Consider the following 26,189-nt stretch of genomic DNA (forward strand, 5'->3'; position numbering starts at 1 on the left):
GGTGTGGGACGGCCGCGCAGTCATGGCGTCCGCGCGTTTCTGGCGCAACCCCAAGTCGAGGCAGAAGGACCCACCCCGCCACCTGCCGGGCAGCGGGAGTGGGTCCTCCAGGTGAAGGTGAACGAGCTGTCAGTGGGGGCCGGAGGGGCCGTTGCCGCCGTTCAGCTCCAGGGACTGGTGGTCGCCGGGGGCGTAGGGCTTCCCGGAGAGGACGGCCTTGAGCATGCCGGCCAACTGCACCATGCGGCTGGAGGGGGCGTCCCAGTACTCGGCGCGCTCCACGTGGACGCACAGGAGGGCCAGCTCTGGATCATCCATGCCCTGGGGGAACCAGGCCTTGAGGGCGGGACTCCACAGCTCGCGGACCTTGCGGGGGTCCTTCACCAGCTTGCAGCGCCCGCTCACGGAGACGTAGCGCTCCCGCGAGGGGTCGGCGAAGGACACGTTGACGTGGTGGTCCTTCTCCACCTCGTCGACCTTGTGGGAGTGCTCCCGGGTGAAGAACCAGAGCTCTCCGTCGAAGTCGTGGTCCTGGGTCCACATCGGTCTGCTGTGCAGGCTCCCGTCGGCCTCCACCGTGGTCATCATCGCGACCTTGATGCCGTGGATGAGGTCTCCCAGATGTTCGACGGCGTCGCGGGTGCCTTGCTCCTTCTTCTTCGTGCTCATGCGCTCCTCCTGACTTTGGAAGGTAGGCAGGGTGACGGGGAGCGAGCATGGGACGACCGCTTGGATGGCGCCTGGGCAGGCGGGCGGTGTGGTAGGTGGGGGACGGAAAGCGAGTGCGACGATGCTGAAGACCGCGTGGAACGAATGGTGCCTGAAGGCGCTGCAAATCGAGACGGCGCTCCTGGCGCTGGAGGAAATCGAGCTGCCCGAGGAGATGCACGGCCTGCAGGACGCGGCGGAGGAGAAGTTGTTGGAGCTGGGGCGCGCGTGGAAGGGCCGCCAGCCGCAGAAGGACGGGCGTCGGTGGGAGCGGCAGACGCAGGACGGTGGCGCGCCGAGCGACGCGGAGCTCCAGGAGGTCGTCGACGAGTTCCGTCAGGACGGCAAGAAGTGGACGCTCCTGCGGGCCACCAGCGACAAGCAGGAGGTGGTGGAGGTGGTGGTGTCCGAGGGCCGCGCGTGCATGGTGGCCGGCGGCTCGTACTACCTGGGGCAGTGGGACGCGAAGGACGAGGTGCTGGAGGTGGGCCGCGATGACGACGCGGGCGAGCCCGGCACCGGCGTGGTGCTGTCCGCCATCGCCGAGGTCCAGTTCACGCCCGACCCGGAGCTGTAGTCGGCTTGGGCCTCGTGCCCCGTCACGGATTGAGCACGCGGGCCATGCGCTCGCGTGTCTTGGCGTCGGGGAGTCTGCCGAAGCCGGCGCGGAGGTTGTCGGCGACGTGCGCGGGGTTGCTCGTGGCGGGCAGCGGGCAGTGCACGGCGGGGTGGCCGAGGATGAACTTCAGGAAGAACTGCGCCCAGCTTTCACAGTCGAAGTCGGCGGCCCACTCCGGCAGCGCGCGGCCCTTCACCTGACGGAAGAGCTGGCCGGTGGCGAAGGGCTGCATGACGAGCACCGCCACGCCGTGCTCGGCGGCGGCGGGGAGCAGGCGCTTCTCGGCGTCGCGCTCGGCGAGTGAGTAGGGCAGCTGGATGAAGTCGAGCGTCTGCTCCTTCAGGAGCTTCTCCAGCTCATCGAAGGCGCTTCTCGCGTAGTGGGTGATGCCGACGTAGCGCACGCGGCCCTGGGCCTTCCACTCGCGCAGCACGGGCAGGTGGGTGCGCCAGTCGACGAGGTTGTGGACCTGGAGCAGGTCCATGCGTCCGCGCCCCATGTCCTTCACGGAGGTCTCCATTTGAGCGAGGCCCGCTTCGCGGCCCGTCGTCCACACCTTCGTGGCGAGGAACGGCTTGGGCACGTCGCCGAGCGAGGCGAGCACGTCCCCCACGACGCGCTCCGCCCGGCCGTACATGGGTGACGAGTCGATGAGGCGCGCGCCTGAGTCGAGGAAGCGCTGGAGCACCTGCTTCAAGGGCGCGCGCTCGGCGGCGGAGGTCCCCACGTCGAAGGTCTGCCAGGTGCCGAGGCCGATGACGGGCAGGGCCTCGCCCGACTTGGGGATGGGACGGGTGAGCATGGTGGCCTTCGCGGCGGGTGGGGGTTTCGGGACAAGGTTGGCGGTGGGCTGGGCCGCGTGCGACAGGCTCGGGAGCAGCGCGGCGCCGAGCCCCGCGGCGAGCACTTCCCGACGCGAGGGCGGGGAGGCGGGCCTGGGGCGTTGGGGTGTCTGGGACATGGTGGTGACAGTATTTCGCGGGCCCGGTGTTCTGTTGCGCGAAGGGGGCGGCGACGTCTCCCGCGAAACAACCCCGGCTCTGGTGCCCGCGTCACGCGTGGGAGGAGCCCTCTCGGATATCAGCTCAGGAAGGTCCAGCGATGAAGCGCAAGGTCTCGGTGTGTGCGGGCGTCATGGCGGCGATGGTGGCGATGTCCGCCGGCGCCGAGGAGTCGAAGGGCGTCGACCCGGGACCCGGTACCTCGGCGGGCGGTGACGCGGGTCCTTCGTCCGTGCCGACTGTCGAAGGTCCGGGCGTGGAGCGGGCGATGGTGCCGCCGCCCCTCGTCGAGGCGACGACGGCGGGCGCGGTGACGACGGCGGCGACGGATGCGCCCGTGGTGGTGGCGAAGACGGAGGCCGCGGAGCAGGAGGTCCACGTGCCCTTCAACCTGTCGATTCTGCCGGGGTTGAGCACGTCGGGCTTCGCGCGTCAGAACCTGGTGCACGACGTGTCCATCGGCCTCGTCGCCACGCACGCCCGGCGGGTGACGGCGCTGGGTCTGTCGCTGGGCGCCAACTGGGTGACGCATGGCGCGACGGGCGTGCTGGCCACGGTGGGCGCCAACGTGTCGGGCGGTCCGGTGGACGGCACGCTGCTCGCGGTGGGTGGCAACCTGGTGGGCGGGGACTCGGAGGGCGTGCTGGCGTCGGTGGGCACCAACGTGGTGCGCGGAAGCATGGGCGGCGGGCAGCTCACGGTGGGCGCCAACGTGACGACGGGGGAGATGGAGGGCGCGCAGCTCTCCGTGGGCGCGAACATCGCGGGCGCCAACGTGCGGGGCGCGCAGCTCACGGTGGGTGGCAACCTGGCGGCGGGGACGTTGAACGGCGTCCAGATGGCGGTGGGTGGCAACGTGGCGCGGGGTGTCTCGCGCGGGCTCCAGATGGCGGCGGGCATCAACGTCGCGTCGGACCTGACGGGCGTGCAGATGTCCTCGGGCGTCAGCTACGCGGGCAAGCTGTCCGGCGCGCAGCTCTCCCTCATCAACGTGGGCGGCGACGTGGACGGCGCGCAGGTGGGCCTGGTGAACGTGGCGGGCCACGTGGCTGGCGCGCAGGTGGGCCTGGTGAACGTGGCGGGCGAGACGGAGGGCGAGTCGGTGGGCCTGCTGAGCTTCGTGGGCAACGGCCAGGCCCATGTGCAGGCGTGGGCCAGTGACGTGGCGCTGACGAACATCGGCTTGAAGCTGGGCGGACGGCACCTCTACACGCTGCTCACCGTGGGCCTCTCTCCGCCGATGGACGGAGACCGCCGTCGCTACACGGTCGGCGCGGGCCTGGGCGGCCACATCCCCATGGGCCGGTTCTATGTCGACGTGGACGTGCTGGGCTCCAGCCTGCACGCCAACCGCCTCTTCGACTTCGACGACGACACGAACCACGTGCTCGGGCAGCTCCGGGTGATGGCCGGCTGGCAGTTTTCGCGCCGCTTCGCCGTGTTTGGCGGCGTCAGCTCCAACACGCTCGTCACCTGGAACGGGAGTGACCCGTGGAAGGAGCTGGGCATCGGCCCGGAGTGGAAGGAGGTCAGCGACAGCGGACGCACCACCGTGCGCACCTGGCCGGGCCTCCTCGCGGGCATCCAGATTTGAGGCAGGAAGCTCGGACGCGCTTCCCGCTGGAGTGGTCGCCCCCCATGTTTCCCTCCGACGGATGCGCCCGCTGACGGGCGGACGACAGAGGGAGCGATGCCATGGAAGGCACCATGCGCGCGATGGTTCTCCACGCGCCAGGGCAGCCACTGAGAGCGGAGACGAGGCCCATCCCCAGGCCGGGCCCGCAGGAGGTGCTGCTCCGCGTGCACGCCTGCGCGGTGTGTCGCACGGACCTGCACGTGGTGGACGGTGAGCTGCCGCGGCCCAAGCTGCCGCTCATCCCAGGCCACGAAATCGTGGCCACCGTCGTGGAGGTCGGCGACGAGGTTCTGGGGGTGGAAGAGGGGACGCGGGTCGGCGTGCCCTGGCTCGGCTGGACGTGCGGGCAGTGCCGCTTCTGCGTGTCCGGTCGGGAGAACCTCTGCGACTATGCGCGCTTCACCGGCTACCAGGTGGACGGTGGCTACGCGGAGTACGCCGTGGCGCACCACCGCTTCTGCTTCCCGCTGCCCGCGAACTACTCGGACGTGCACGCCGCGCCGTTGATGTGCGCGGGGCTCATCGGCTTTCGCAGCCTGCGCCTGTCGGGAGAGGGTGAGCGGCTGGGCTTGTATGGCTTTGGCGCCGCAGCGCACGTGCTCATCCAGGTGGCGCGTCACCGCAAGCGCCGCGTGTTTGCCTTCACGCGCCCCGGGGATGAGGAGGGGCAGCGCTTCGCCCGGGAGCTGGGCGCGGTGTGGGCGGGTGGCTCGGATGTGCTTCCGCCGGAGCCGCTGGACGCGGCCATCCTGTTCGCGCCCGTGGGAGCGCTGGTGCCGGCCGCGCTGCGCGCCGTGGACAAGGGCGGGGTGGTGGTGTGTGGCGGCATCCACATGAGTGATGTCCCTTCGTTCCCGTATTCGCTGCTCTGGGAGGAGCGCGTGGTGCGCTCGGTGGCGAACCTGACGCGCTCGGATGCGATGGACTTCCTGGTGCTCGCGCCCAGCGTGCCGGTGCGCACCGAGGTGCGGGTGTTCCCCCTGTCCGAGGCCAACGAGGCGCTCACCGCGCTGCGCGAGGGACAGGTGCGCGGCGCGGCCGTGCTCGACACGAGCAGGTAGGCGTGGGGCATTGCGCCCCGCAGGGGCTGCGTGCCGCCCCATTTCGCCGCAAAGCCTGCGGAAGCGCGCGAGGGGTGCCCAGGCATTCCAAGGGGTTGGCGCTGGCCAGGGTGATGCAATGGGGAGGGGTGCACCCTGAAGCCCCGCGAACGGCGGGGCCCGACCCGAGGCCGACGATGAAGCGAGCGTTGCAGATTACCTACCGGGGCATGGCGACCAGCGAGGCCCTGAACGAGCACATCCGCGACCACGCAGCGAAGCTGGAGCAGTTCTTCGACGGCATCGTCGGATGCCACGTCGTGGTGGACGAGCCCCACCGGCACAACGCGCACAGCCACCACTTCCGCGTGCGCGTGGACCTGCACGTGCCCGGAAAGGACATCGTCGCGGGCAGGGAGCCGGAGCATGACGCCGCGCACGAGGACGCCTACCAGGCTGTGTCGGACGCGTTCGACGCCGCGCGCCGGCAGCTCCAGCACTACACGGACGGGCTGCACGCGCATCATCGCCACTGACGCGCAGGGAGGACCTCGGGGCCTCGCATCCTTCGTTCGGGTGCGGTGGGCCCCGGGGGGCTGGACGGGCTGTCGAGTCGGATGACAGGTGTCATGGGAGTGCGCTAGACGACGCGGCCTCGGGGCCGTGGCCGGTGGCGCCTCGCTTCGCGACCTCATGACTCCTTCCGCCGATGACTCGAGCCCCGGACGCGCACGGCGATGGCCGGGCATGCTGGCCCTGCCGCTCGTGGTCTTCGTCTGGGGTGTGCTCGTCGTCGCGCCGGTGTGGATTCAGGCAGCGCACGCCTGCTTCGCGCACTTCGACCTGGGCATCTACACGCAGGCCCTGGCGCGCATGTCGCTCGCGGACCCGAACCCCTGGCTCAGCGCGCGACAGGTCTACATCTTCAACGACCACTTCGACCCCATCCTGGTGCTGGCGCGCCCGCTGGTGGCCGTGCTGCCTCCGATGTGGGCCGCGCTGGTGGGCGAGGCGCTCTTCGCGCTGCTCGCGGTGGCGCCGCTGCTCTGGCTCCAGGCGCGCGGGCTGCTGAGTCGCGCGGCCACGGGGCTGCTGGCGGCGTTCCTGCTGCTGTCCCCCAGCGCGGTAGAGGCGCTGAAGTTCCCCATCCATCCCACGACATGGTCCGCGCTGCCGTGGGTGATGGCGGGCGTGGCCTGGCACCTGCGCCGCAACGGCTGGCTGCTGGTGTCGCTGGTGCTGCTGTTCGCCTGCAAGGAGGAGTTCGCCTTCGGGGGCATCATGCTGACCGTCGCGCTGTGGCTGCGCGGCGAGCGGCGTTTCGCGGTGGTCGTGGGCGTGCTGTCGCTGGTCTGGCTCGCGGGCGTCTACGGGCTACGGCCATGGCTGTTGGGGCCGTCGGAGGACTACAGCATCCGCCTCAAGCAAGGCATGGATGGCGGGCTCCTCCACTACCTCTCGCTCCGGCTGGCACCGGTCCACCTGTCGCGCGTGGGCACGCTGGTGTTGCTGCTGCTGCCGCTGGGTGTCTGGGCGTGGCGAGAGCGCGTGAAGCCGGACTGGGCGTGGCTGCTGGTGTTGTTGCCGATGCTCGGCATCCGCTTCCTCGGCATGGCCTGGCGCTTCCATTACGGCGTGCCGCTGCTGGCCGCGGCGCTGATGGGCTTCCTGCCCTTGCTGCGCGGCCGGAAGGTGCCCGCGTGGGTCCTGGTGTCCTCGGGGCTCATCCTCCTCTTCAGCAACGAGCTCAACCTGCGCCAGTTCACGCGCACGCTGACCTCCTCCCGGACATACCCGCGACAGTGCCCCGGAGACCCGTCGCGGCTGGACAGCATCGCTCGCGGCGTGGAGGTGATTGCCCGGCATCGCGAGGGCCCGGCGCTGCTCGGCAGCAACTTCGTCTCCCTGCTCGCGGACCGCGATGACATCTATGCGGTGGGTGGACCGCAGCCCGACGACGGTCGGGTGTACGAGTGGGTGCTGGTGGAGAAGCCTCCTCATGGCGAGGCCTATCCCCTCACGTATGAGCGCGTGACGGCGCTCATCAGCCTCTGGCGCGCCGATGCCGGCACGGAGGTCCTCATCGACGATGCGAACGTCTTCCTGGCGCGAGGCCGCTTCACCGCGCACCGATGAGTGGCTCATGGTCCGGGCCAGCAGTTCGAGGGTCAGCGCTCGCGGGTCAGGGCGAGTGGTAGCAGTCCGCCGAGGCGCGCGAACATCAGGGCGGATCCGCGCGAGCACCCACACGGATCCTCGCGCTCCGGTCCACGGGCTCTCAATGCGACAGGCAGCTGAGCGAGCGCCGCTGTCCCCGTCCGAGCGCGAGGCCCGCCCGCACGTGGGTGTAGGTGCCCGCCCTCTAGCGCTCGCGTACCGGGCGTCCGCCGGTGGCGAACAATCCGCCGTGACTGCTCACGGTCTGGCGCGGACGACGTTATCCTCGGGAGGTCCCCGTCATGACTGCTCCGAGGCTTCAGGTTCTGTTGGTGGATGACGAGGCCGCTGTCCTCGCCACCACCGCGGCCGTGCTCTCCGAGGACTTCGAGGTCCAGACCGCGCCCGACGCGCTCACCGCGCGACGGCTGCTCGGGCTGCATCCCTTCGACGTCCTCTGCACCGACCTCCACATGCCCGGGCCCAGCGGCATCCAGCTCTTGCGCGAGGCCGTGACGCGGTACCCCCACCTCGCGGGCGTGCTGGTGACGGGCTTCCGCGAGTACCTCGACTGGAGGGACCGCCTGGACGCGCAGGGCCTCTTCTATCTCGTGCTCAAGCCCTACCAGCCCCGGGACCTCATCGCGATGATCCGCCGGGCCGCCGAGTCCGCGCGCCTCAAGCGCGACATGAGCCGGCTGACCTCCGGCCTGGCCGAGCACAAGTGGGGTCCCCGATGAAGGTTCCCGCCCTGTCGCGGGGGGCGTGGCTGCTGGGAGGTCTGCTGTGGCTGGTCGCCACGGCGGCGGGCTTCGCGCTCCTGGCCCGACATGCCCTCACCCCGGGCCCGACACTCGAAGCGCCTTCCTCCTGGCCCGCGTCCGCGCACCCTCCGCTCGCCAAGGGGCGGCCCACGCTGGTGATGCTTGCCCACCCGCGCTGCCCCTGCACTCGCGCGAGCCTGGGAGAGCTGTCCGTCCTGATGGAGCACGCCCGGGGTCAGCTCGACGCGCGCGTCCTGTTCCTCCAGCCCGAGGGCACTTCCAGCGACTGGACGCAAGGGCCCCTGTGGCGCGCCGCCGCCGCGATTCCGGGCGTCACGGTGCTCGTGGACACGGGAGGCGAGCAAGCTCGCGGGTTTGGAGTCGCTACTTCCGGACATTCCTTGCTCTATGATGCCGCCGGTCGGCTCCGCTTCAGCGGTGGACTCACCGGGGCGCGGGGACATCGAGGTGACAACCCGGGGCGGGACGCCGTGGAGGCGCTGCTGCGGGAGGCGGGTGGGGTGGGCGGGTCGTCGGAGCACGCTGTCTACGGTTGCGCACTGGAGGAACCGCCCGAGGCCCGGGCCACGAACACCCCATGAAGCCCACGGAGGATGCCAGCGGCCCGACGGTGGTACTGAAGGAACGCGCCGTTCTGCTGTTCCACGAGCACCTGACCACGGTGCGACGCCGCACGGACCGCCTGTTCGCGGGCCTCATGCTGGCCCAATGGGCCTTCGGCATCCTCGTGGCCCTGTTCGTCGCCCCCTATGGCTGGGAGGGCAAGGACCGCGCCCTCCACGCCCACGTGTATGCCGCGCTCTTCCTCGGCGCGGCCCTCACCGTGTTCCCCATCGCCCTGGCGCGCTGGCGCCCCGGGGCCGTCTCCACCCGCCACGGCGTGGCCCTGGCGCAGATGTTGTGGTCCTCGCTGCTCATCCACCTGACGGGTGGCCGCATCGAGACGCACTTCCACATCTTCGTCTCGCTCGCGTTCCTCTCCCTGTATCGGGACCCGTGGGTGCTGCTGACGGCCACGGTCGCCACCGTCGCGGACCACATCATCCGGGGCCTGTTGTGGCCGGAGTCCGTGTACGGCCTGCCCAACGTGGAGTGGTGGCGCTTCCTGGAGCATGCCCTCTGGGTGGGCTTCCTGAACCTGGTGCTCCTGCACGCGGGCCGGGTGATGCGGCGGGAGATGCGCGAAGTGGCGGTGCGCCGCGCGGAGCTGGAGCTGGCGCGCGAGCGCGAGGAGGACAAGTCCGCGGAGTTGGACCGCGCGCTGCGCGAGCTGAGCGGCTTCCAGGAGCACCTCATCCGCGTGGAGAAGCTGGCCGCGGTGGGTCAACTCGCCGCCAGCGTGGGTCATGAACTGCGCAACCCGCTGGCCGCCGTGCGCAACGCGCATGCCTACCTCTCCCGACGACTGAGTCGAGATGCCATCGGGGCCGCGGATGACCCACGGGTCCCCCAGTTCCTCGGGGTGATGGAGCGCGAGCTGGGCGCGTGCGCGAAAATCATCTCCGACCTGCTCGACTTCGCGCGCGAGCGGCCACCCGCGCTGCAGCCGTGTCCGTTGCGACCTCTGGTGGACGAGGCCATTGGCGTGGTTCCCTCCCGGGATGGCGTCCGCATCCTCAACGAAGTCCCCGAGTCGCTCCCCGTGCCGAGCCTGGACAAGGAACAGTTCCGTCAGGTGCTGGTGAATCTGGTGCAGAACGCGGTGGAGGCCATGCCCCAGGGAAGAACCGGTCAGGTTTCAGTGCTGGCGGAAGGCGGCGACACGGGGCCGTGGGCCATTCGCGTGGTAGATGACGGGACGGGCATCCCGCCGGACGTGCTGCCCAAGATTTTCGAACCCCTCTTCACAACCAAGACGCGTGGCACCGGCTTGGGGCTGGCCATTGTGGCCAACATGGTGCAACGTCACGGAGGTACAATCTCTGTGCGAAGCGAAGCCGGTCGGGGTAGTGAATTCCACATTCATCTCCCGGCAACCGCCGCGGCTCAGGCCGCATGATGGAGGACGTGGCTTTGGGCCCCGCTCGCATCCTTTTGGTCGACGACGAGGAGGGGCTGCGCATCACGCTCGCGGCGAACCTTGAGTTGGAGGGCCACACCGTTCTGGAGGCCGCCAACGGCGAGGAAGCGCTGCGCCTCCTGGGTGAGCACACGGTGGACGTGGTGCTCAGCGACATGCGCATGCCCGGGCTGCACGGGGTGGACCTGTTGCGCCGAATCAAGCAGGCGCGTCCGGACATGCCCGTGGTGCTGATGACCGCCTTCACGGCGGAGGAGCTGGTGGAGGACGCGCTCGCCGAGGGCGCTTTCACCGTGCTGCCCAAGCCCTTCGACGTGGCGCACGCGCTGGACACCATTCTTCGCGCGGCCAGGGCCCCCCAGGTCCTGGTGGTGGACGACACGGAGCCGGTGGCGCGCGCCATGGTGCGCGCGCTGAGCACGGTGGGGTTGCGTGCGCGCGCGGTGTACAGCGGCGAGGAAGCGCTGAACTACCTGCGCTCGGGCGACTTCGATGTGTGCGTGTTGGACCTGGTGATGCCGGAGATGAGCGGGCCGGAGCTGGTGGCCAAGGTGAAGGCGGCGGACTTGTCCGTGGCCGTCATCGCCATGTCCGGGCACGTGGTGCCTGAATTGCTACGCAAGGTGGCGGCGCAGGGCGCGGTGGTGTGTATGACCAAGCCGGTGCCGCTGCGGGAATTGGTGCAAGCGATTGCCCGGGTGAGAGGCCAACCCCGGGCGCAGGGGCCCCAGGGGCCCCAGGGTGCGAGGAATTGACGGATGGGCGCGCGCGCAGATCTCCAGGCGCGGGAACGGGCCGCGGTGGCGGACGTCGTCGCCTCCACGCTGCGGCATGACCTCCGCAACAAGCTGGCCAGTGTCCGCAATGCTTCGTTCTACCTGATGCGGAAGATGCAGAAGACGGACGTGTGGGGCACGGATGCCCGCGTCGAGGCCTTCTTCCAGCTCATCGACCGGGAGCTGGCGGCCGCCGAGGAGGTGCTGACGAGGCGCGCCCCGGTGGCCAGCAGCGACAAGCCCCTGTGCCACGCGAGCGAGGCCATGGAGCACGCGCTGCGGGAGGCGCGGGTGCCGGAGCAGGTGCGCGTGGAGCGCGACTTCAAGGCGCGGGGCACGGTGCCGCTCGACTTGGAGGACCTGGCGCTCCTGGTGCGCTGTCTGGTGGACAACGCCGTGGAGGCGATGCCGCGCGGCGGAATGCTCACGGTGCGCACCTGGGACGTTGAGGAAGGTGAGGGCGGCGTGGGCATTCGCGTGGAGGACGCAGGGGAGGGGCTGGCGGCGGAGGCGTATTCGCGTGCCTTCGAGCCCTTCTATTCGACACGTCCCGGCCATGCGGGGCTGGGTTTGAACATCGTGCAGCGGTTGGTGTTGCGCAATGGGGGGAAGGTGGCACTGGACGGAGGCCCCTCGGGGGGCACGCACGTCGAGGTCCTCTTCCTGCACCGCCCGGAGGCGGGGGCCAGGATGCGGCTCGCGGGCCATGACGAGATACGGGGGAGCAAGTGATGGAGACGAGCTGGACCTTCGGGCGCTGCCTGCTGCTGGTGGAAGATGACCCGTCCAACCGGATGACGCTCGCGGCGCTGCTGGAGGAAGCAGGCTTCGCGGTGGTGACAGCGGGTTCCTACGCGGAAGCGGAGAAGTGGCTCAACCACCCGCGGCCCATCGACGCGGTGCTGCTGGACCAGAGCCTGGGTGATGGCTTCGGTACGGGCTTGATTCCGCTGGTGCGTCACCACATGCCGGGCGCGAAGGTGGTCTTCGTCACCGGCGCGGACAGCGCCATCGACATGCCGGTGGATGCCGTCTTCCGCAAGGGTGACCATTTCGAGGCGCTCCTGGCCTTCCTCTTCAAGCTGTTGCCCCAGCGACCGCTGGGGATGTCGTCGTCCGCTCCGGGTCCGCGCAGGCCCTGAGCACAGGTCAGCTCCAGCTCTGGCCGTCCAGCTCCGGGAAGGTGACCTGGCACTCGCCGGGATTGACGCCCTCCACGCGCGCGTAGCCATTGGCGTTGAGGGTGCCTTCGCGGGTGCTGCCGTCGGGCAGGCTCACCACGTAGCGGGCGTTGCGGACGGGCTTGCCCGCCTCGTCCTTCAGCTCGATGGCCAGCCAGGTCATCTCCTCCACCACGGCCTCTTCGTCCTGGTTTTCGGGCTGGGGCGTCCACGGTGCGGGCACGCTCCTGGGGCGGGCCACCTCCAGCGCGACGAGCTCTCCGCGTGAGAAGGCGTCGGAGAGGCGCTGCTTGAGGCGCTCCTCGTAGCGGGTGCGCTCCAGGCCCGTCAGGCCGAAGGGGCTGCCACCGCCGAGCGACTCGTAGATGCCGTACAGCGTGCGCGCCGAGGGCGTGGACAGCCATCGCTCCAGGGCGGACGTGACGAACACCTCGGGAACGGGGTGACGGTGGGGCTCCTTCGCCTCGGCGTCCACGGACGAGACGACGAGCCAGTCGGCGTTTCGTGCTGGCAGCGTCCACCGACGTTCACCGCGATTCAGTGGCATCCTCACCACCCCCGTAGGACACAGTGTATCACCAAGGGACACTGTCTGTCCGGCGCCGCGGGATTTTTCGTCTGGCTGTGCGCCGGCGGACGCGGGCGGTGTGGGTGGGGGCTGGCCTTGGGTCAGTCGGGCTTGGAGGGAGGCGGTGCGGGGAGGCTGTGCGCGAGGACGACCCACCAGCGGCCGTCGCGACGCTGGCACACGTCGGTGAAGTGGCCCACGTCCGTGACTTCGGTGCCGTCGGGGAGTCGCACGCGGGCGCGCTGGGTGCCGGTGAGGACGCCGGTGTCGCCGAAGACGTGGGCGCGCACCGTCTCTGATTCGACGGAGAGGATGGTGCCGGGGATGGCGGCGATGTTGGCGAGGAAGGCCGTCAGGTCCGTCTCCACGTCGCCCACGCCGCGAAAGACGAGGTCCTTCGCCATCAACCCTTGAAGGGCCTGGGTGTCGCGGGCCTGGATGGCGCGGACGATGGACTCCTCGAGGGCGAGGAGGGCACGGACGTCTTCTGATGCAGCGGTGTGTGGGGTCGTCATGGGGGGTGGGCTCCGGAGGGCACCCGCGTCGCGAGCACAGGCGGTCATCAGCAGCGCGACGAGGGCGATGAAGGCAGGGCGTGGGAACATCTGTCGCTTTTGAGCATGTTCCGAAGGGTGAAGCCAGACAGCGGCGTCCGCTGTTCGTCAAACGTCGCGGGTGCTGGTGGCGCGGGTGTTCCTGGTCGCGTTAGGCCAACGCGCCCTCTCGTCCGCGCCTGCTCGTCGAGTCTCCATCTCCGGGCCGAGAGGCGTGTCCTCGTCGTCGTTGGGAGTCCTCCATGTCGTTGAACCACTACGTCACGTTGGGCCGTTCGGGTCTGCGGGTCAGCCCGTTTTGTCTGGGGGCGATGACCTTCGGTACCGATTTGGGTTGGGGCAGCAGCGTCGAGACGTCCAACGCCATCATGGACCGCTTCCTCGAGCGGGGTGGCAACTTCATCGACACGGCCAACGCGTACACGCGAGGGCACTCGGAGAAGATCATCGGCGACCACCTGGGCCGCTATCCGAGCAAGCGGGACAGGGTGGTGATTGCGACCAAGTTCATCAGCAACCTCTTCCCCGGAGACCCGAATGGTGGAGGCGCGGGGCGCAAGTCGATGATGGCGCAGTGCGAGGAGTCGCTGCGCCGGCTCCAGACGGGCTACATCGATTTGTATTGGATGCACTGCTGGGACGCGAACACGCCCATCGAGGAGACGATGCGCGGGTTCGAGGACCTGGTCCGCTCCGGGAAGGTCCGTTACATCGGTATCTCGGATACGCCGGCCTGGAAGGTGGCGCAGGCGCAGATGGTGGCGCAGTTCCGGGGCTGGGCGCCGCTGGTGGCGTTGCAGGTGGAGTACTCGCTCCTGGAGCGGACGGTGGAGGGGGAGCTGGTGCCGATGGCTCGGGAGCTGGGGCTGGGGGTGACGCCGTGGTCGCCGCTGAAGAGCGGGGTGCTCAGCGGCAAGTACACGCGGGAGAACGCGGGGAAGCAGAAGGCGGACCGGGGCGCGTGGGCGGAGAATTCGCTGAACGAGAAGACGTATGCGCTCCTCGACGTGCTCCAGCGCGTGGCGAAGGAGCAGGACACCACGGTGGCGCGCGTGGCGCTGGCGTGGGTGCGGGGACGGCCGGGGGTGACGTCCACCATCATAGGAGCGCGCACGCTGGAGCAGCTCGACAACAACCTGGGCGCGCTGGACGTGACGCTGAAGCCGGAGCAGCTGAAGGCGCTGGATGAGGCGTCCAAGCCCAAGCTCGACTTCCCGGCTGAGTTCCTCCAGGGCGCGCCCGTGTTCATGCACGGCGGTGTCACCGTGAACGGTGTCTCCGCGCCCGTGTGGCCCCTGGCGCCGAAGAACGACGAGGAGCGCTGGTAGCCGCCGCGTCGTGCGCGGGTTGTAGGCGTCGAGTCCGTGCACGTGCGCGTTCGGGGTGAGCGCGTGGGTGCACCTCGCGCTCGCGCGGAGTGGGAGAGGCGGGTGGCCACGCGTCGTGCGGTGTCGGTGCGCAGGAGTGGCGTGGCTCCGTGTTTCATGCGTGAGCGGTGAGGCACCGGACAGCGAACGCGTGCCACGGCGATGAAACGTCGTGCGTGAGACAGTCGCGCTGGCGTGAGCAGGACCCGTCCCTACGTTGCGAGCCCTGGCGCGGGAATGGCTGCGCGGTTGAGGGGAGGGTGTGTGGGCGAGCTTCTGTCAGGAGGAGAAGAACAACTCCGTACGCGGGGCATGAATCATCCCGAGGCGAATGGCTTCGAGCACGAGGAGTCGGGTGAGGCCCTGAGTGTGACGGAGGCGCTGGATGGCGACCTCGACGCGTACCTGGACCGGGAACTCGCCTTGGAGCCGGAGGTCGATGGCGGCGGTGATGCGACCACGCGCGAGGCCGCGGAGGACATGCGCGCGCTGCTCGACCTGGCGGAAGAGGAGACGCGCTGGATTGCGGAGTCACCTCGTCCCACGTACTCCGACGCGGAGCCCGACGAGACGGTGTCCGAGTCCGCGCCCGTGGTGATTCCGGAGTGGATGCGCGCGAACCCGGAGGTGCCGGTCGCCGAGGCCGTGCGCCTGCCGTGGGAGCACTCCAAGGTGGTGCCTCCGGCGGTGGCTCGCGCGAGCGCGGCGTCGCGGGCGGCCTCCCAGAAGAACACGGTGAACGAGGTCCAGGGCCCGCTCAATCTTCAGCAGCAGCCCTGGGGCATTCCCATGGTTCCGCCCCAGCAGCAGTGGGGCGGGCCGATGGCGCCTGGTCAGCAGCACGCGTGGGGCGGCCCGGTGGCCGCGCCGACGGCGTCGAATCGTCGTCGGGATGTGGTGTCTGGCGTTCTGCTGGGTGTCGCGGCGGTGGGCGCGCTGGCTGCGGGCATGCTCGTGGTTGCGAGCGTTCGCTTCTGGGAGCAAGGTGCGAGCGCTCCCTCGGTGCTCGGTGGTGTGAGCGCCTCGGGGAGCCACGTGCGGGGTTCCACCGCTCAATTCGGTGCCCCGGGCCAGCTCAACGGCGTGAGCGGCATGGCGCAGTTCAACGGCGCGGGTACCTCGGCGCAGCTCAACGGTGCGAACAACACAGGAGCGCAGATGGGTACGAACGCTTCGGGGCAGACAGGTGGCACGGCGTCTTCGGGTGCCATCGGCTCCTGGGCCATTCCAGGTGTCTCGACGGGCGTGGCCGACACCCACGCGCTGAACCCCAGCGCGCCTCGGTACACGGGCCCCTTCGTCACGACCTCGCCCGGAAGCATCAGCGACGTCGCGAACGGGCTGCACGCGCAAGGCGCGTCGACGGACCCGACGCGGGCGCTCACCTCCTTCTCGGGCCCGAGCGGCGCGGACCTGATGGCCCGTCGTGACACCCTGGCCGTGAAGTCCGGCGAGCGGCGCACGCGCACCGAGAGCGCTCCAGCCCGCGCTCCCGCGAGCCCCACTCCGCCGCAGAGCGTCGCGGCGGCCTCCGGCGCGGTGATGGAGATGACCTTCGAGGAGCCCGACTCCACCGAGCAGGCCACCTCGGTCCCGGTGGACACCGCGGACGACCCGGATGGCGCGAACAGCACCGAGTCGGAGCTGGATGAGGAGTTCGCGCGCGAGCTGGGCTTCACGGACGAAGCGGAGGAGCGCGCCGCGGCAGCGTCCGAGCCCACCGCCACGCGGACCGTCTACGTCCCGCCCGCGCTCGAGGCGAAGGAGCACCTCACGTCTGAGGACGTGAAGCAGGTCGTCGTGTCCAACCAGCCCGCCATCGCCGAGTGTCTGCGCCAGCACGCCGCCGACACGTCCCTGGAGAAGAGCGGGCGCTTCATGGTGCGCTGGTCCGTGCAGCCGAGCGGCGAGACGACGAACGTCGCCATGGACACGGACGCGCTGCGCGCCACGCCGCTCGCCGGTTGCATCGAGGGCGTGGTGCGCGGCTGGAAATTCCCCGTGCACACGGTCCGCATGCAGGAGCCCATCCGCTTCCCGTTCGTCTTCTAGTCCGTGGCCCGAAGGGGCGAGGCGCTGCTCAGGCCTCGCCCGTCTCGTGTCCGAAGACCTCGCCCGGGTTGGGCGTGGTGGGGCCCTCGGGGGGCTTCTTGAGCAGAGGGCGCCGCCACCTGCCGGAGAAGTAGTAGGCCATGCTCACCACCAGCGACACGCCGAAGCTCAGCGCCATCGCAATCCACACGCCCGTCACGCTGCCCATGCGGCGCGACAGCCAGTACGCCACCGGCACCCGCACCACCCAGAGGCTCAACAGCGAGAACGCCGTCGTCATCAGCGTGCGTCCCGCGCCGTTGATGATGCCGTTGCTCACGAAGATGAGCGCGAACAGGACGTACGTCCCGCCCACGATGTGCAGGTAGGTGACGCCCGGCCCGATGACCGCCGGGTCCGTGACGAAGATGCGCAGCAGCGCCTCCGGGAATGTCACCGCCACCGCCGAGATGACCAGGGTGACGCCGCCGCTCAACAGGCAGCCCCACTTGAAGATCTCTTGCACGCGGTCGTCGCGGCCCGCGCCCAGGTTCTGTCCCGCCAGCGTGGAGATGGCCATGCCGAACGTCATCGCCGGCATGAACGCAATCTGGTCGATGCGCGACGCCGCGCCGAACGCCGCCGTGGCCACCTCGCCGAAGCCGTTGACGAGCCCCGTCACGAACACCATGCCGATGGACACGAGCGACTGCTGCACCGCGGCCGGCACGCCGATGCGCAGCGTCTTCAAGGTGACGGGCCCCAGGTGGGCCAGCCGGGGCCTGCGCGGCGCCACGGGCACGTCCTTCATGCGCAGGTAGACGAGCAGCGTGACGAGCGCCAGGAGCTGCGAGACGACCGTGGCCCAGGCCGTGCCATTCAAGCCCAGCTTGGGCAATCCCAGCCAACCGAACATCAGCACCGGGTCCAACACGGTGGTGAGCAGGACGGAGCCCGCCTGGAAATACAGCGGCGTCTTCGAGTCACCCACGCCCTGCAACAGGCTGCGCGTGAGGAACAGGCCGAAGCCCAGCGGCATCGACAACAGGAAGATGCGCAGGTAGCTGACGGACTCCGCGTGAATCTCCGGCGGCGTGTCCATCAACGTGAGGATGCTCGGCGCCAGCCACTCGCCCAGCAGCGTGAGCACCACGCCCAGCGAGTAGATGAGCACCGTGGAGCTGTCGACCACCTTGCGCAGCTCGTCCATCCTCCGGGCGCCGTAGTTCTGCGACACCAGGATGCTCGTCGCCATGGTGAGGCCCATGCCGATGGAGAACAGGACGAAGACGACGGGGAAGCTCACCGTCACCACCGCCAGCGCCTCGGTGCCTAGAAACCGCCCCACCCAGATGGCGTTGATGAAGCTGTACGCCGTCTGCAGGAAGCTCCCCATCAACATCGGGATGGAGAAGGCCACCAGGTGACGGGGGATGCTGCCCGTCGTCAAATCTCGACCGAAAGGCGCTTTCATGTCCCACGCCTCGTGTTCTGGATTCCCATCTGAAAAGTCCCTCGGTATCAGCCCTCACCCGCGCATGGGCCATGGAAGGAACTCGTCAGGAACCTGATGCTCCAGGTGATTCCAGGAGGGTGACGTCGTCTTTCCGGGTGTGGGCGCCCCTCGGCACCCGCGCGGGAGCTTACGGCGCTCACGGCCCATCCGCCTTATGTTTCCAGGCGTGCGCAAGCCCCCTCCCATCGAGGCCGCCCCGGACTCCCAGCCGACCGAGCTGCACGTGTGTCACAACTGCTCGGTGCGCCTGGACCCTCGCCTTGGGGGCGTGGACCTGCCGCGCCGCATCCGGGAAGCCGTGGCGGCGCGCGGCCTGGGCCCCAGCACCCGCGTGTTCTCCTCGGGCTGTCTGGGCGAGTGCCCGCTCGACAAAGTCACCGTGCTGGTGATTCCTCCGAGCGGCGTGGGCTCGGAGGTGAAGCTCATCGACGCGGAGAAGGACGGCGAGGACCTGGCCGAGCACCTCGCGCGGGCGGCCGAGCGAGCTGAGCGGCCTTGAGCAGCGCCTCCGCCATGGGCACGCAGCTCGCCTGTCCCTTGCCTGCAATCGCGTAGGCCGTGCCGTGGTCCGGCGACGTGCGCGGCACCGGCAGCCCCAGCGTCACGTTGACGGTGCGCTCGAAGTCGAGCGCCTTCGCGGGGATGAGTCCCTGGTCGTGGTACATGGCCAGCACCGCGTCGTACCGCTTGCCCACTTCATCGGGCCTGGCGAAGAGGCCGTCCGCCGCGATGGGCCCGTGCGCATCCACCCGCGCCGCGCGCGCCTTGCGGATGGCGGGGCCAATCACCTCCACCTCCTCGCGCCCCAACAGGCCCCCTTCGCCCGCGTGCGGATTCAGTCCCAGCACGGCGATGCGAGGCTTGCGTCCCACCACGGGCGTCAGGCTGCGTGAGAGGAGCTTCAGCTGCGCGGTGAGCCCGTCCACCGTGAGCAGCTTCGACAGCGCGGAGAGGGGGACGTGGTTGGTGGCCAGGGCGATGCGCACGCGCGGCCCGTCCATCATCATCATCACCTCCACGCCGAAGGCCTCCGCCAGCACCTCCGTGTGGCCCATGAAGGGAATGCCCGCGCGCGAAATCTGCTCCTTGGACACCGGCGCCGTGCACAGCGCGTCCACGTGGCCCGCGCGCATGGCGTCAATCGCCGCCGTCACATAGGCGTACTGCGCCCGGCCTCCCTCGCGCGAGGGTTTGCCCGGGACGCGGTCCTTGGCTGCCAGGCGCGTCACCTCCACCACGGTGGGGGACTCGACGCGGGAGAGCGCGGAGGGCTCCACGCGCGCATGGCGACGGAAGAAGGGGAAGCGCTCCAGCGTGGGCCCATCCCCGAAGACGACGGGGATGAGCGCGCGACGCACGGCGGGGAGCGCCAGGGCCGCGGCCGTCACCTCCGGACCGATGCCCGACACATCACCCAGGGAGATACCGACGAGGGGGAGGCTCACGGTGGCGAGCATCCCCCGCGTGGGGACGACAGGCTACATCTTCACGTCGATGCTGGCCTTCTGCTTCAACTCCGCGACGTACTGCTCCAGGAACTTGTCCGTCTTCTCCTGGAGCAGCTTGTTCTCCAGCTTCGGACGCATCTCCTCGTAGGACGTCGCGGCGACGGAGCGGCGCTCCTCCACCTTCAGGATGTGCCAGCCGAAGTTGGTGCGCACCGGCTCGCTCACCTCGCCCTCCTTGAGGTTGAAGGCGACCTTCTCGAAGGCCTGCACCATGACGCCGCGCTTGAACCAGCCCAAATCTCCACCGTCCGCGGCGCTGGGGCCCTCGCTGCGGGCGCGCGCCAGGGCGGAGAAGTCCATGCCCTCGCGACGGGCCTCGGTGGCGATGCCCTCCGCCTTCTTGCGCGCGGCGGCCACCTGCTCATCGGTGGCCTTCGGGTCGACGGCGACGAGGATGTGGCGCGCGTGGACCTCCGAGTCCTCGCCCTCCACGCGGGCGTACTGGTTGTACGCGGCCTTGAGGTCCTCCTCGGTGACCTTCACCTTGGGGCCCACCTTCATGCGCAGGAGCCGGTCCCGGAGGATGCGCTTGCGCAGCATGTCCCGGTAGGTGGTCATCGTCAGACCCTCGGCGGTGAGCACCTGCTCGAACTGCGCCGGGTCCGTGATGTTGTTCTGCCTGCGCACGTCGTTGACCAGCTCGTCCACCTCGCCCTCGGTCGCGGAGATGCCCATCTCCGTGATTTCGGCCTCCATCAGCTTCTCGCCGATGAGGGTGTCGAGCGCGGTCTTCATGAGCTGCGCGCGCTGCTCGGAGCGCTTGCGCGGATCCGGGTCATTGAGGCGCGACAGCTCCGGCGCCGCGCGCTGCTGAACCTCCGACAGCGCGATGACGTCGCGGTTCACCACCGCGGCCACCTTGTCCACCAGCTCCGCGCGCGCCGACGTGGCGCCCCCCAGGAGCGCCGCCGCAGCGACGAATGCCACCAGCTTCTTCATTCCGTGCATCCTTCCGCACCACACCGGGCCCGTCCAACTGTCCGTCGGGCCCTCGAATCCATTACTTCGCTGCCTGCGGGAGCGCCGCGGGCTGTCCGCGGATGGCCTGCAGCGTGGCCTCGTTCACCTGGACCTGCGCCTTCTCCCGCAGTTCCTTCTCGAAGGCGTCCTGCGCCTCCGTGCGCTTCTGCTCCATCAACTTCGCTTCCACCCACTGACGCGCCTCGGCGAAGTCCCGCTTCCGCGCGGGCTTGCGCTCCAGCACCTTGAACAGGTGGTAGCCGTACTCGGTGGACACCACGTCCGAAACCTGCCCGACCCCGAGCTTGAATACCACCTCGTCGAAGGCCGGCGGCATCTGTCCTCGGGGGAAGAACCCCAGGTCGCCCCCCACCTTGGCGTCCGCGCTCAGCGAGTACCTGCGCGCCAGGTCCGAGAACTTCTTGCCCGACTTGAGCTGCGCCTGGAGCCGGCGGGCCTCATCCAGGCCCTTCACCACGATTTGGGCGGCGTGCACCTGCTCGCTCTCGTTCAGCTCCGCCTCGTGCGCAGCGTAGTACGCGCGCAGCTCCTCCTCCGTCACCCCCACCCGCGAGTAGACGTGGCCGGCGAAGAGCTTCTCAATGGTGAGCCGGCTGGCCTCTCTCGCGCGCAGCTCCGCCATGGAGAGCTGCCCCTGGGCGAGCACCTCGTTGAAGTTGCCGGCCGGATAGTCGCCCGACAGCCGCAGCACGCCCCGGTCCACCTCTTCCGGGGTGACGGTGACGTTGTTCCTCCGCGCCGCCTGGAGCAGCAGCATCCGGTGGATGTACGTGTCCAACAGCGTGCGCTTGAAGGGCTCAATCTCCTCCGGCGTGCGCTGGGAGGCCTCCGTGGAGGCCAGCTCCCGGCCCAGCTCCTGCTCGAAGTCCACGCGGGAGAGGACCTCGCCATTCACGGTGGCCACCACCGTGTCGTCGGGCGCCGATTTGACGGGCGTGTTGCACCCCTGACTCAGCGCCAGGGCGAGCACCAGGGACAGCAGGGGAGCGCGGGTGGGAGAAAGACGCATGCGCGAAGTCCTGGGGGAAGGGTGGGGGCGACTCCCAAAGGTGGGGATGGCCCCCCAAGCTGGCAAGCGGGCCCTCATGGCGCGGGCACCGTTCCCGGCAGCGGGCTCGACGGCTTGCGCATGGGGGCCTGGACGTCCACCGGCACCGAGGCCAGCGCGTCCAGGTCGACCGACAACGAGAGCTGCTTCTCCACGCGCGCCAGGTATTCGCCCCACGCGCGGGTGCGCTTCTCGCCCTCCAGGCGCACGCGCAGCTCCTCGCGCACGTCGTCCAGCGAGAGATTCATCGCGGGCCTGCGCGCGCGCAGCTTGAGCAGGTGCATGCCCTTGCTCGTCATCACCAGGTCGCTCAGCTGGCCCTCGGTCTTCAGCGCGCGCGCCGCCTGGGCGACCTCCGGCCCGTACTCGCGGGCCAGGGCCTCGTTGGAGAGGAAGCGCATGTCCCCATCCAGCGGCGCCGTGCGGGGCTCCTGGCTGCGCGCGCGCGCGAGCTTCCCGAAGCCTTCGAAGTCGTCCACCGGCAGGGCCTTCGCGTGGGTCACCACCTGGTGGGCAACGAGGTCCACCCTGAACGTCTCGGTGGCATCCAACTCGAGGTAGGGCCGGGGAAAGGCGAGGAAGACATGGGACAGGCGCACGGCCTCCGGGCGCACGAAGTCGTCCTTGCGCGCCGCATACGCCTCCGCCAGCTCCGCGTCGGTGACAGTCACTGACGCCTCTTCCAGCCGCGAGCGCATCAGCCGGCCCACCAGCGCGCGCCGGGTGGCCTCCACCACCTCGGGGTCGTCCTGGAGGCCCTGGGCGAGCGCGTCGCGCACCAGCAGGTCGAACCGGGCCAGCGACTCCACATACTCGCGGCGGGCGCGGGGCTCCACGTAGCGCTCGCGCAAGGCGGGGCTCATCTCCAGGAAGCGCTCGGTCAGCTCCTCCGCCGTCACGGCATCGCCGCTCCAGCGCGCCACCGCCCGTCCACCGGCCTGCCGCGTGTGGCGCAGGTCCATCACCGCCTGCCCGTCGGCGGGCACCTCCGCGGGAGCCTTGCCGCACGCGGCGGGCGCCAGCAGGGCGAGGGTGAGGAGGCGGGGGGACAGACTCATGGGGAGGGGCTTCCGGGTAGCACGCCGAGGGGGCCCGGACAACCCGGAGTCCCGTCCCCTGTGTGCCGTCTCACGCCCGGGTGGCGTGCGCGGACAGGAACGCCTCCACCAGGGGGAAGATTTCGTCCGGTGCCCGGCGGCCCAGCACCAGGTCGGCGTGCCCGTAGTCCGCTCCGAAGCCGTGCCCTCGCCCGGCCACGAGGAACTTCACCGGGCCTCCCAGGGCCTCCTTCGCCCGCGCCACCGACATGGGCGGCGCCAGCAGGTCCTTGCTGCCCGCCAGCAGCAGGATGGGAATCTTCACCCCCGCCAGGGACTCGCGGTAGTCGAAGCCCCCGTCATAGGTGGTGAAGCGGTTGGTGGAAATCCAGCGGGCGAACTGGCGGCCCACCCCGCCGGCGATGTTGGCCGGCACGTTGGCCAGCGCGCGCCGGACGACGTCCGGCTCCATGTTCTCCGCCAGCATCATGTACCGGCTCAGCGGACCCGGCGGCGCGCCCAGCAGCGCGATGCTGGTGACGCGGCCGGTGGGGATGACCTTCAGCCGCAAGAGCGGCTCCACGTGCTGGATGAAGGTGCGCAACCCCGGTTGCACGGCGAAGGTGAACGGGCTGCCCAGAATCGCCGCGGCCCGCACCGGCGCCTGCGGATTGCGGGCCAGGTGCGCGTAGAGCATCAACCCACCCTTGGAATGCCCCACCCAGAGCACTTCCTTGGACCCCGTGGAGACCACGGTGCGCAGCGCGGTGCGCACGTCGTGCTCCGCCTGGTCGTCGAAGTTGAAGTCCGAGCAGTCGCCCGCCAGCCCCCGCCCGCGCAGCTCCATCACCCAGGTCTCGAAGCCCGCGCGCGCCAGGTAGCGCGCCATGCTGTACTGCTCGTCGAAATCCAGGTGGAAGCGGTTGGCGCCCAGCCCATGGCAGAGGATGACGGGCTCCGCGTACCGCCGCTCGCCTCGGGCGTGATAGCGCCCCAGGGCAATGGCCGCGCCGTCGTCCGTGGGCACCCGGTACAACTCGTCCGGGCGGAACGTCAGCGTCAGCAACCCCTCTTTTCCCCGGCTCATCGTCCGCGAGAAGAGGTCCGCCATCCGCCCCAGCCGCGCCGCCTGTCTTCGTGTCACCCCCCCACTCTAAGCCGGTCCTCAGCCCGTTGCCGTGTCCAATGCTGAGCGGTCATCCCTGCCGGCAGGGCCGTTGCAAGGAGATGTAGGCATATCGGTCCGGAGGAAACTGGATGCGGCAAAACAGGGCAATCAAGGAAACGTTGTCGTCCTTCATCGCCACCGTTTTTCCCACAGACACCCTCCTGCGTGCCCTGAGAGAGATGGAGCGGCACCAGGTGCAGTTGCTGGGCGTGGTGGGGGAGGGGGGCGGGTTGATGGGGCTGGTGAGCGAGGCGCACATCCTGGCGGCGTGGGGAGATCCGCTGGCGCCCGTGTCGGAGGTCATGGCGCGGGTGGGGCTGCCGGGCGGAAGGAGGCGGTCGCTCTTCCGCCTGCCGCGCTTCTGCCTGAGGCGTGGAGGGCGGATGCGTCCGGCGACCTGAGGCGGCGGGCGGGGCGCGGAGGCGGGGTGCGCGGGGGCGGGTACGCGGTACAGTCGCGCCCCCCGTGCCGGACGCCCCTCCCCGTTGGACTGTCTACATGCTGCGCTGCCGTGATGGCTCGCTCTACACTGGCGCCACCAATGACCTGGAGCGTCGGGTGGCCACCCACGGGCGAGGGCGCGGCGCGGCGTATACCCGAGCGCGGCTGCCCGTCACGCTCGTCTGGAGCGAGCCCGCCGAGGACCGCGGCGCCGCCCTGCGACGGGAGGCCGCCATCAAGCGCCTCACCCGGGGCGACAAGCTGCTGCTCGTGTCCGCGAAGAAGCCCCCGCGACGCCGCGCGCGCTGAGCCGGTTCCCACGTCATACCGGGGTGCGGGGATGACCGTTGGTGAGAGACCCTTTTCGCCACCATGTGTCGTCATCCGGGAATCCGGGTCTTTTGTATCAAGCCCCTCGATACCCGAGCGAGGGCTCGCGCGTTACCGTGGGACCACTCTTCACAGGGGGCAGTCCATGCTTCGGTCGCTTTCAGGAGTCTTCGCCGCGCTGGTCATCACGACCTTGGGCTGTGGCCGGGTGGTCAACCATCCGCCGGATGTGCAGGCGGGCCCCATTCCGAGTCCGAAGACGGTGGTCCCCGGTGGCGTGGTGCAGCTCGTGTTCGAGGTGCAGGACCCCGACGGGGACGACATGGAGTTCTACTGGACGCAGATGCCGGCGGAGCCCGCGGGCCACTTCAGCGACATCCACTCGCGCACTCCGACGTGGACGGCGCCGGAGGACGTGGAGGGGCCCATCCACTTCCTCTTGCAGGTCAACGTCATGGACACCGAGGGCGGTGGCGTACTGGGCACCGCGCCTTCGGTGCTGGTCCGCACGCCGTAGGTCGGGCCAGGGCCCGTGGCTTCAGGGCGTCGTCTGGGGCGGAGCGGCCGGGGGCGGAGTCCGGGTCTGCTGCTCGCGCGCCTTCCGGTTGGAGCGGACGGTGAAGAGGATGCCCAGCACCAGGAAGACCGCGGCGCCAACGCCCGCGCCAATGGTCTGCCAGGTGAGCAGGTCCGAGCTGACCTGACGAATCACCTGGGGCAGGTTGCACATCGTCTGGGTCGCCAGGGGCGTCTCGTTGTACCAGCCGATGAAGTGCGGACCTGCCCAGGACGCGACGAGGATGCCCAGCAGGGCTCCCCCTAGGACGAAGTTGAGCAGTGTCTTGGCGGCGTTCATGCGCAATCACCTCGGCAGGAGGACGGCGGGCCGTGCTTAGTATGTGCACGACGCCCTGGCCAGGGGTGGAACGTGTTAAGGGGAGGGCGTGCCGCTGCTCCCGCTCGCCATCCTGTCCAGTCTCATCGCCCTGGTGTGCGCCGCCTTCCTCCTCGTCCATGCCTTCCGCCGCAGCGTGGGCACGGGAGTGATGGTGTTGCTCATCCCCTGCTACGCGCTCTTCTACGCGTTCAGCCAGTTCGAGCACCGCCACAAGGGGCTCATCGTCGCGGGCTTCGTGTCCTGCACGGTGCTCGCGGCGGTGTTCCTGGGCCTGGGTGCCCACTCGCTGACGGCGCTGACCGCGCGCGTTCCTCCGCCGGGCTTCTGAGGGTCCGCTTCGCCGTGCGCTCGCCCGACGCCAGGGTGTCCCGGTGACGGTGGAGAGCACGGCCGCCCTGTGCGCGCGCCACGCGGAGGTCTCCGCGGTGGCCACCTGCACGCGCTGCGGAAGCTTCCTGTGTGGGGAGTGTCTGGAGCTCTTCGGCGAGTCCGCCTTCTGCGAGCCGTGTGTGTCGTTGCGGCGCAAGGACGGGCCCGTGTCGCGCGCGGCCTGGGGCGCGCTGGGGCTCGGGGTGCTGGGGCTGTTGGTCCTGCCGTGCACCCTGGCGATGCCGCTGCCGCCGCTGGTGGCGGGCGTGGGCGGCGTGGTGCTGGGGATGCGGGAGGCGGGACGCATCCGCCGGGGAGAGAGCCCCGCGAAGGGACGGGTTCCCGCGCGGGTGGCGTACGTGCTGGGCTGGCTGACCCTGGGGGGCCTGGCCGCGTGGCTGCTGTTCTGGGGCTGGCTGTACTTCGCGGCGACCGACGTCTGACTCGGGG

30 protein-coding genes are annotated in these 26,189 nt (G+C 69.9%); 19 read left to right on the forward strand and 11 right to left on the reverse strand.

The genetic code is table 11. From position 1 onward, the window contains the following. Window positions 1–129 precede the first annotated feature (129 nt). Window positions 130–669 (reverse strand): pyridoxamine 5'-phosphate oxidase family protein, encoded by a 540-nt coding sequence (locus tag LZ199_RS11115; RefSeq protein ID WP_253993629.1) that lies wholly within the window; start codon window positions 667–669, stop codon window positions 130–132. Between the two features lie 121 nt (window positions 670–790). Here LZ199_RS11115 and LZ199_RS11120 point away from each other — a divergent pair, with 121 nt between their 5' ends. Beyond that, on the forward strand, window positions 791–1,285 hold the full coding sequence (locus LZ199_RS11120; protein ID WP_253993630.1) for a hypothetical protein: 495 nt from the start codon (window positions 791–793) through the stop codon (window positions 1,283–1,285). 22 nt (window positions 1,286–1,307) lie between these two features. Here LZ199_RS11120 and LZ199_RS11125 read toward each other — a convergent pair whose 3' ends face one another. Beyond that, window positions 1,308–2,288, reverse strand: coding sequence for an aldo/keto reductase (locus LZ199_RS11125; RefSeq protein WP_253993631.1), 981 nt, complete (start codon window positions 2,286–2,288; stop codon window positions 1,308–1,310). A 140-nt stretch (window positions 2,289–2,428) separates the two neighbouring features. Between LZ199_RS11125 and LZ199_RS11130 the strand changes: the two genes are divergently transcribed. The 10 genes from LZ199_RS11130 (at window position 2,429) to LZ199_RS11175 (ending at window position 11,884) form a co-directional block, all read left to right on the forward strand. After that, a complete protein-coding gene (locus LZ199_RS11130; protein ID WP_253993632.1) occupies window positions 2,429–3,922 on the forward strand; it encodes an LA_2272 family surface repeat-containing protein in 1,494 nt (497 codons plus the stop codon). 101 nt (window positions 3,923–4,023) lie between these two features. Further along, window positions 4,024–5,025 (forward strand): zinc-dependent alcohol dehydrogenase family protein, encoded by a 1,002-nt coding sequence (locus tag LZ199_RS11135; RefSeq protein ID WP_253993633.1) that lies wholly within the window; start codon window positions 4,024–4,026, stop codon window positions 5,023–5,025. Window positions 5,026–5,201: 176 nt separating this feature from the next. Further along, a complete protein-coding gene (gene hpf, locus LZ199_RS11140) occupies window positions 5,202–5,540 on the forward strand; it encodes a ribosome hibernation-promoting factor, HPF/YfiA family (RefSeq protein ID WP_253993634.1) in 339 nt (112 codons plus the stop codon). 157 nt (window positions 5,541–5,697) lie between these two features. Continuing rightward, window positions 5,698–7,140 (forward strand): DUF2079 domain-containing protein, encoded by a 1,443-nt coding sequence (locus tag LZ199_RS11145; protein WP_253993635.1) that lies wholly within the window; start codon window positions 5,698–5,700, stop codon window positions 7,138–7,140. A gap of 323 nt (window positions 7,141–7,463) precedes the next feature. Then, window positions 7,464–7,901 (forward strand): response regulator, encoded by a 438-nt coding sequence (locus LZ199_RS11150; RefSeq protein ID WP_253993636.1) that lies wholly within the window; start codon window positions 7,464–7,466, stop codon window positions 7,899–7,901. After that, window positions 7,898–8,527, forward strand: coding sequence for a thioredoxin domain-containing protein (locus LZ199_RS11155; RefSeq protein ID WP_253993637.1), 630 nt, complete (start codon window positions 7,898–7,900; stop codon window positions 8,525–8,527). Before LZ199_RS11150 ends, LZ199_RS11155 begins: the two co-directional genes overlap by 4 nt. Next, window positions 8,524–9,945 (forward strand): sensor histidine kinase, encoded by a 1,422-nt coding sequence (locus LZ199_RS11160; RefSeq protein WP_253993638.1) that lies wholly within the window; start codon window positions 8,524–8,526, stop codon window positions 9,943–9,945. The genes LZ199_RS11155 and LZ199_RS11160 overlap by 4 nt, the downstream gene beginning before the upstream one ends. Then, the gene (locus LZ199_RS11165) at window positions 9,945–10,721 is read left to right on the forward strand and encodes a response regulator (protein WP_253993816.1); all 777 of its coding nucleotides are present in this window, start codon (window positions 9,945–9,947) and stop codon (window positions 10,719–10,721) included. Before LZ199_RS11160 ends, LZ199_RS11165 begins: the two co-directional genes overlap by 1 nt. Window positions 10,722–10,724: 3 nt before the next feature. Further along, window positions 10,725–11,474: an ATP-binding protein gene (locus LZ199_RS11170; protein ID WP_253993639.1), complete on the forward strand. Its 750-nt coding sequence runs from the start codon at window positions 10,725–10,727 to the stop codon at window positions 11,472–11,474. Next, window positions 11,474–11,884, forward strand: coding sequence for a response regulator (locus LZ199_RS11175; RefSeq protein ID WP_174456961.1), 411 nt, complete (start codon window positions 11,474–11,476; stop codon window positions 11,882–11,884). The genes LZ199_RS11170 and LZ199_RS11175 overlap by 1 nt, the downstream gene beginning before the upstream one ends. 7 nt (window positions 11,885–11,891) lie before the next feature. Here the strand turns inward: LZ199_RS11175 and LZ199_RS11180 are convergent, their stop codons facing one another. Both LZ199_RS11180 and LZ199_RS11185 read right to left on the reverse strand, forming a co-directional pair. Beyond that, entirely contained in the window at window positions 11,892–12,470 is a 579-nt protein-coding gene (locus LZ199_RS11180; protein ID WP_253993640.1) for a carboxypeptidase-like regulatory domain-containing protein, read from the reverse strand. Between the two features lie 122 nt (window positions 12,471–12,592). Then, window positions 12,593–13,006: a nuclear transport factor 2 family protein gene (locus tag LZ199_RS11185; RefSeq protein ID WP_253993641.1), complete on the reverse strand. Its 414-nt coding sequence runs from the start codon at window positions 13,004–13,006 to the stop codon at window positions 12,593–12,595. Between the two features lie 281 nt (window positions 13,007–13,287). Between LZ199_RS11185 and LZ199_RS11190 the strand changes: the two genes are divergently transcribed. Then, a complete protein-coding gene (locus LZ199_RS11190; protein ID WP_253993642.1) occupies window positions 13,288–14,373 on the forward strand; it encodes an aldo/keto reductase in 1,086 nt (361 codons plus the stop codon). A 351-nt stretch (window positions 14,374–14,724) separates the two neighbouring features. Further along, window positions 14,725–16,464 (forward strand): AgmX/PglI C-terminal domain-containing protein, encoded by a 1,740-nt coding sequence (locus LZ199_RS11195; protein WP_253993643.1) that lies wholly within the window; start codon window positions 14,725–14,727, stop codon window positions 16,462–16,464. Between the two features lie 28 nt (window positions 16,465–16,492). On the opposite strand, the gene LZ199_RS11200 is transcribed toward LZ199_RS11195, so the two are convergent. Next, the gene (locus LZ199_RS11200) at window positions 16,493–17,917 is read right to left on the reverse strand and encodes an MATE family efflux transporter (protein WP_253993644.1); all 1,425 of its coding nucleotides are present in this window, start codon (window positions 17,915–17,917) and stop codon (window positions 16,493–16,495) included. A 208-nt stretch (window positions 17,918–18,125) separates the two neighbouring features. On the opposite strand from LZ199_RS11200, the gene LZ199_RS11205 reads away from it, so the two are divergent. After that, complete coding sequence (locus LZ199_RS11205; RefSeq protein WP_253993645.1) at window positions 18,126–18,458, forward strand: hypothetical protein; 333 nt, start codon at window positions 18,126–18,128, stop codon at window positions 18,456–18,458. Here the strand turns inward: LZ199_RS11205 and pdxA are convergent. The 5 genes from pdxA to LZ199_RS11230 form a co-directional block, all read right to left on the reverse strand. Further along, entirely contained in the window at window positions 18,382–19,404 is a 1,023-nt protein-coding gene (gene pdxA, locus LZ199_RS11210; protein WP_253993646.1) for a 4-hydroxythreonine-4-phosphate dehydrogenase PdxA, read from the reverse strand. The two genes, LZ199_RS11205 and pdxA, sit on opposite strands and share 77 nt — an antisense overlap. 33 nt (window positions 19,405–19,437) lie before the next feature. Then, on the reverse strand, window positions 19,438–20,406 hold the full coding sequence (locus LZ199_RS11215; protein ID WP_253993647.1) for a peptidylprolyl isomerase: 969 nt from the start codon (window positions 20,404–20,406) through the stop codon (window positions 19,438–19,440). Between the two features lie 61 nt (window positions 20,407–20,467). After that, on the reverse strand, window positions 20,468–21,457 hold the full coding sequence (locus LZ199_RS11220) for a peptidylprolyl isomerase (RefSeq protein ID WP_253993648.1): 990 nt from the start codon (window positions 21,455–21,457) through the stop codon (window positions 20,468–20,470). A gap of 74 nt (window positions 21,458–21,531) precedes the next feature. Next, entirely contained in the window at window positions 21,532–22,554 is a 1,023-nt protein-coding gene (locus tag LZ199_RS11225; RefSeq protein WP_253993649.1) for a peptidylprolyl isomerase, read from the reverse strand. 70 nt (window positions 22,555–22,624) lie between these two features. Beyond that, window positions 22,625–23,644: an alpha/beta fold hydrolase gene (locus tag LZ199_RS11230; RefSeq protein ID WP_253993817.1), complete on the reverse strand. Its 1,020-nt coding sequence runs from the start codon at window positions 23,642–23,644 to the stop codon at window positions 22,625–22,627. Between the two features lie 146 nt (window positions 23,645–23,790). On the opposite strand from LZ199_RS11230, the gene LZ199_RS11235 reads away from it, so the two are divergent. The 3 genes from LZ199_RS11235 (at window position 23,791) to LZ199_RS11245 (ending at window position 24,989) form a co-directional block, all read left to right on the forward strand. Further along, window positions 23,791–24,102 (forward strand): CBS domain-containing protein, encoded by a 312-nt coding sequence (locus tag LZ199_RS11235; protein ID WP_253993650.1) that lies wholly within the window; start codon window positions 23,791–23,793, stop codon window positions 24,100–24,102. Between the two features lie 97 nt (window positions 24,103–24,199). Then, window positions 24,200–24,451 (forward strand): GIY-YIG nuclease family protein, encoded by a 252-nt coding sequence (locus LZ199_RS11240; RefSeq protein WP_163863667.1) that lies wholly within the window; start codon window positions 24,200–24,202, stop codon window positions 24,449–24,451. Window positions 24,452–24,617: 166 nt separating this feature from the next. Beyond that, window positions 24,618–24,989 (forward strand): hypothetical protein, encoded by a 372-nt coding sequence (locus tag LZ199_RS11245; RefSeq protein WP_253993651.1) that lies wholly within the window; start codon window positions 24,618–24,620, stop codon window positions 24,987–24,989. 21 nt (window positions 24,990–25,010) lie between these two features. Here the strand turns inward: LZ199_RS11245 and LZ199_RS11250 are convergent, their stop codons facing one another. Then, window positions 25,011–25,328: a hypothetical protein gene (locus LZ199_RS11250; protein WP_253993652.1), complete on the reverse strand. Its 318-nt coding sequence runs from the start codon at window positions 25,326–25,328 to the stop codon at window positions 25,011–25,013. An 88-nt stretch (window positions 25,329–25,416) separates the two neighbouring features. On the opposite strand from LZ199_RS11250, the gene LZ199_RS11255 reads away from it, so the two are divergent. Together LZ199_RS11255 and LZ199_RS11260 are read left to right on the forward strand one after the other, a co-directional pair. Beyond that, window positions 25,417–25,698: a hypothetical protein gene (locus tag LZ199_RS11255; protein ID WP_253993653.1), complete on the forward strand. Its 282-nt coding sequence runs from the start codon at window positions 25,417–25,419 to the stop codon at window positions 25,696–25,698. Between the two features lie 43 nt (window positions 25,699–25,741). Beyond that, on the forward strand, window positions 25,742–26,182 hold the full coding sequence (locus LZ199_RS11260; RefSeq protein WP_253993654.1) for a hypothetical protein: 441 nt from the start codon (window positions 25,742–25,744) through the stop codon (window positions 26,180–26,182). Window positions 26,183–26,189: the final 7 nt, after the last annotated feature.

This window comes from Myxococcus qinghaiensis, from assembly GCF_024198215.1.
In the GTDB taxonomy this organism is placed as follows: Bacteria; Myxococcota; Myxococcia; order Myxococcales; family Myxococcaceae; genus Myxococcus; species Myxococcus qinghaiensis.

Coding starts and splice junctions, on each gene's coding strand:
- LZ199_RS11180 (WP_253993640.1), bottom strand. CDS start 12,470: ATGCCACTGAATCGCGGTGAACGTCGGTGGACGCTGCCAGCACGAAAC.
- LZ199_RS11125 (WP_253993631.1), bottom strand. CDS start 2,288: ATGTCCCAGACACCCCAACGCCCCAGGCCCGCCTCCCCGCCCTCGCGT.
- LZ199_RS11245 (WP_253993651.1), top strand. CDS start 24,618: ATGCTTCGGTCGCTTTCAGGAGTCTTCGCCGCGCTGGTCATCACGACC.
- LZ199_RS11230 (WP_253993817.1), bottom strand. CDS start 23,644: ATGGCGGACCTCTTCTCGCGGACGATGAGCCGGGGAAAAGAGGGGTTG.
- LZ199_RS11250 (WP_253993652.1), bottom strand. CDS start 25,328: ATGAACGCCGCCAAGACACTGCTCAACTTCGTCCTAGGGGGAGCCCTG.
- LZ199_RS11215 (WP_253993647.1), bottom strand. CDS start 20,406: ATGAAGAAGCTGGTGGCATTCGTCGCTGCGGCGGCGCTCCTGGGGGGC.
- LZ199_RS11200 (WP_253993644.1), bottom strand. CDS start 17,917: ATGAAAGCGCCTTTCGGTCGAGATTTGACGACGGGCAGCATCCCCCGT.
- LZ199_RS11145 (WP_253993635.1), top strand. CDS start 5,698: ATGACTCCTTCCGCCGATGACTCGAGCCCCGGACGCGCACGGCGATGG.
- LZ199_RS11240 (WP_163863667.1), top strand. CDS start 24,200: ATGCTGCGCTGCCGTGATGGCTCGCTCTACACTGGCGCCACCAATGAC.
- LZ199_RS11160 (WP_253993638.1), top strand. CDS start 8,524: ATGAAGCCCACGGAGGATGCCAGCGGCCCGACGGTGGTACTGAAGGAA.
- hpf (WP_253993634.1), top strand. CDS start 5,202: ATGAAGCGAGCGTTGCAGATTACCTACCGGGGCATGGCGACCAGCGAG.
- LZ199_RS11190 (WP_253993642.1), top strand. CDS start 13,288: ATGTCGTTGAACCACTACGTCACGTTGGGCCGTTCGGGTCTGCGGGTC.
- LZ199_RS11225 (WP_253993649.1), bottom strand. CDS start 22,554: ATGAGTCTGTCCCCCCGCCTCCTCACCCTCGCCCTGCTGGCGCCCGCC.
- LZ199_RS11195 (WP_253993643.1), top strand. CDS start 14,725: ATGAATCATCCCGAGGCGAATGGCTTCGAGCACGAGGAGTCGGGTGAG.
- LZ199_RS11155 (WP_253993637.1), top strand. CDS start 7,898: ATGAAGGTTCCCGCCCTGTCGCGGGGGGCGTGGCTGCTGGGAGGTCTG.
- LZ199_RS11175 (WP_174456961.1), top strand. CDS start 11,474: ATGGAGACGAGCTGGACCTTCGGGCGCTGCCTGCTGCTGGTGGAAGAT.
- LZ199_RS11135 (WP_253993633.1), top strand. CDS start 4,024: ATGGAAGGCACCATGCGCGCGATGGTTCTCCACGCGCCAGGGCAGCCA.
- LZ199_RS11130 (WP_253993632.1), top strand. CDS start 2,429: ATGAAGCGCAAGGTCTCGGTGTGTGCGGGCGTCATGGCGGCGATGGTG.
- LZ199_RS11170 (WP_253993639.1), top strand. CDS start 10,725: ATGGGCGCGCGCGCAGATCTCCAGGCGCGGGAACGGGCCGCGGTGGCG.
- LZ199_RS11120 (WP_253993630.1), top strand. CDS start 791: ATGCTGAAGACCGCGTGGAACGAATGGTGCCTGAAGGCGCTGCAAATC.
- LZ199_RS11115 (WP_253993629.1), bottom strand. CDS start 669: ATGAGCACGAAGAAGAAGGAGCAAGGCACCCGCGACGCCGTCGAACAT.
- LZ199_RS11235 (WP_253993650.1), top strand. CDS start 23,791: ATGCGGCAAAACAGGGCAATCAAGGAAACGTTGTCGTCCTTCATCGCC.
- LZ199_RS11150 (WP_253993636.1), top strand. CDS start 7,464: ATGACTGCTCCGAGGCTTCAGGTTCTGTTGGTGGATGACGAGGCCGCT.
- LZ199_RS11220 (WP_253993648.1), bottom strand. CDS start 21,457: ATGCGTCTTTCTCCCACCCGCGCTCCCCTGCTGTCCCTGGTGCTCGCC.
- LZ199_RS11185 (WP_253993641.1), bottom strand. CDS start 13,006: ATGACGACCCCACACACCGCTGCATCAGAAGACGTCCGTGCCCTCCTC.
- LZ199_RS11165 (WP_253993816.1), top strand. CDS start 9,945: ATGGAGGACGTGGCTTTGGGCCCCGCTCGCATCCTTTTGGTCGACGAC.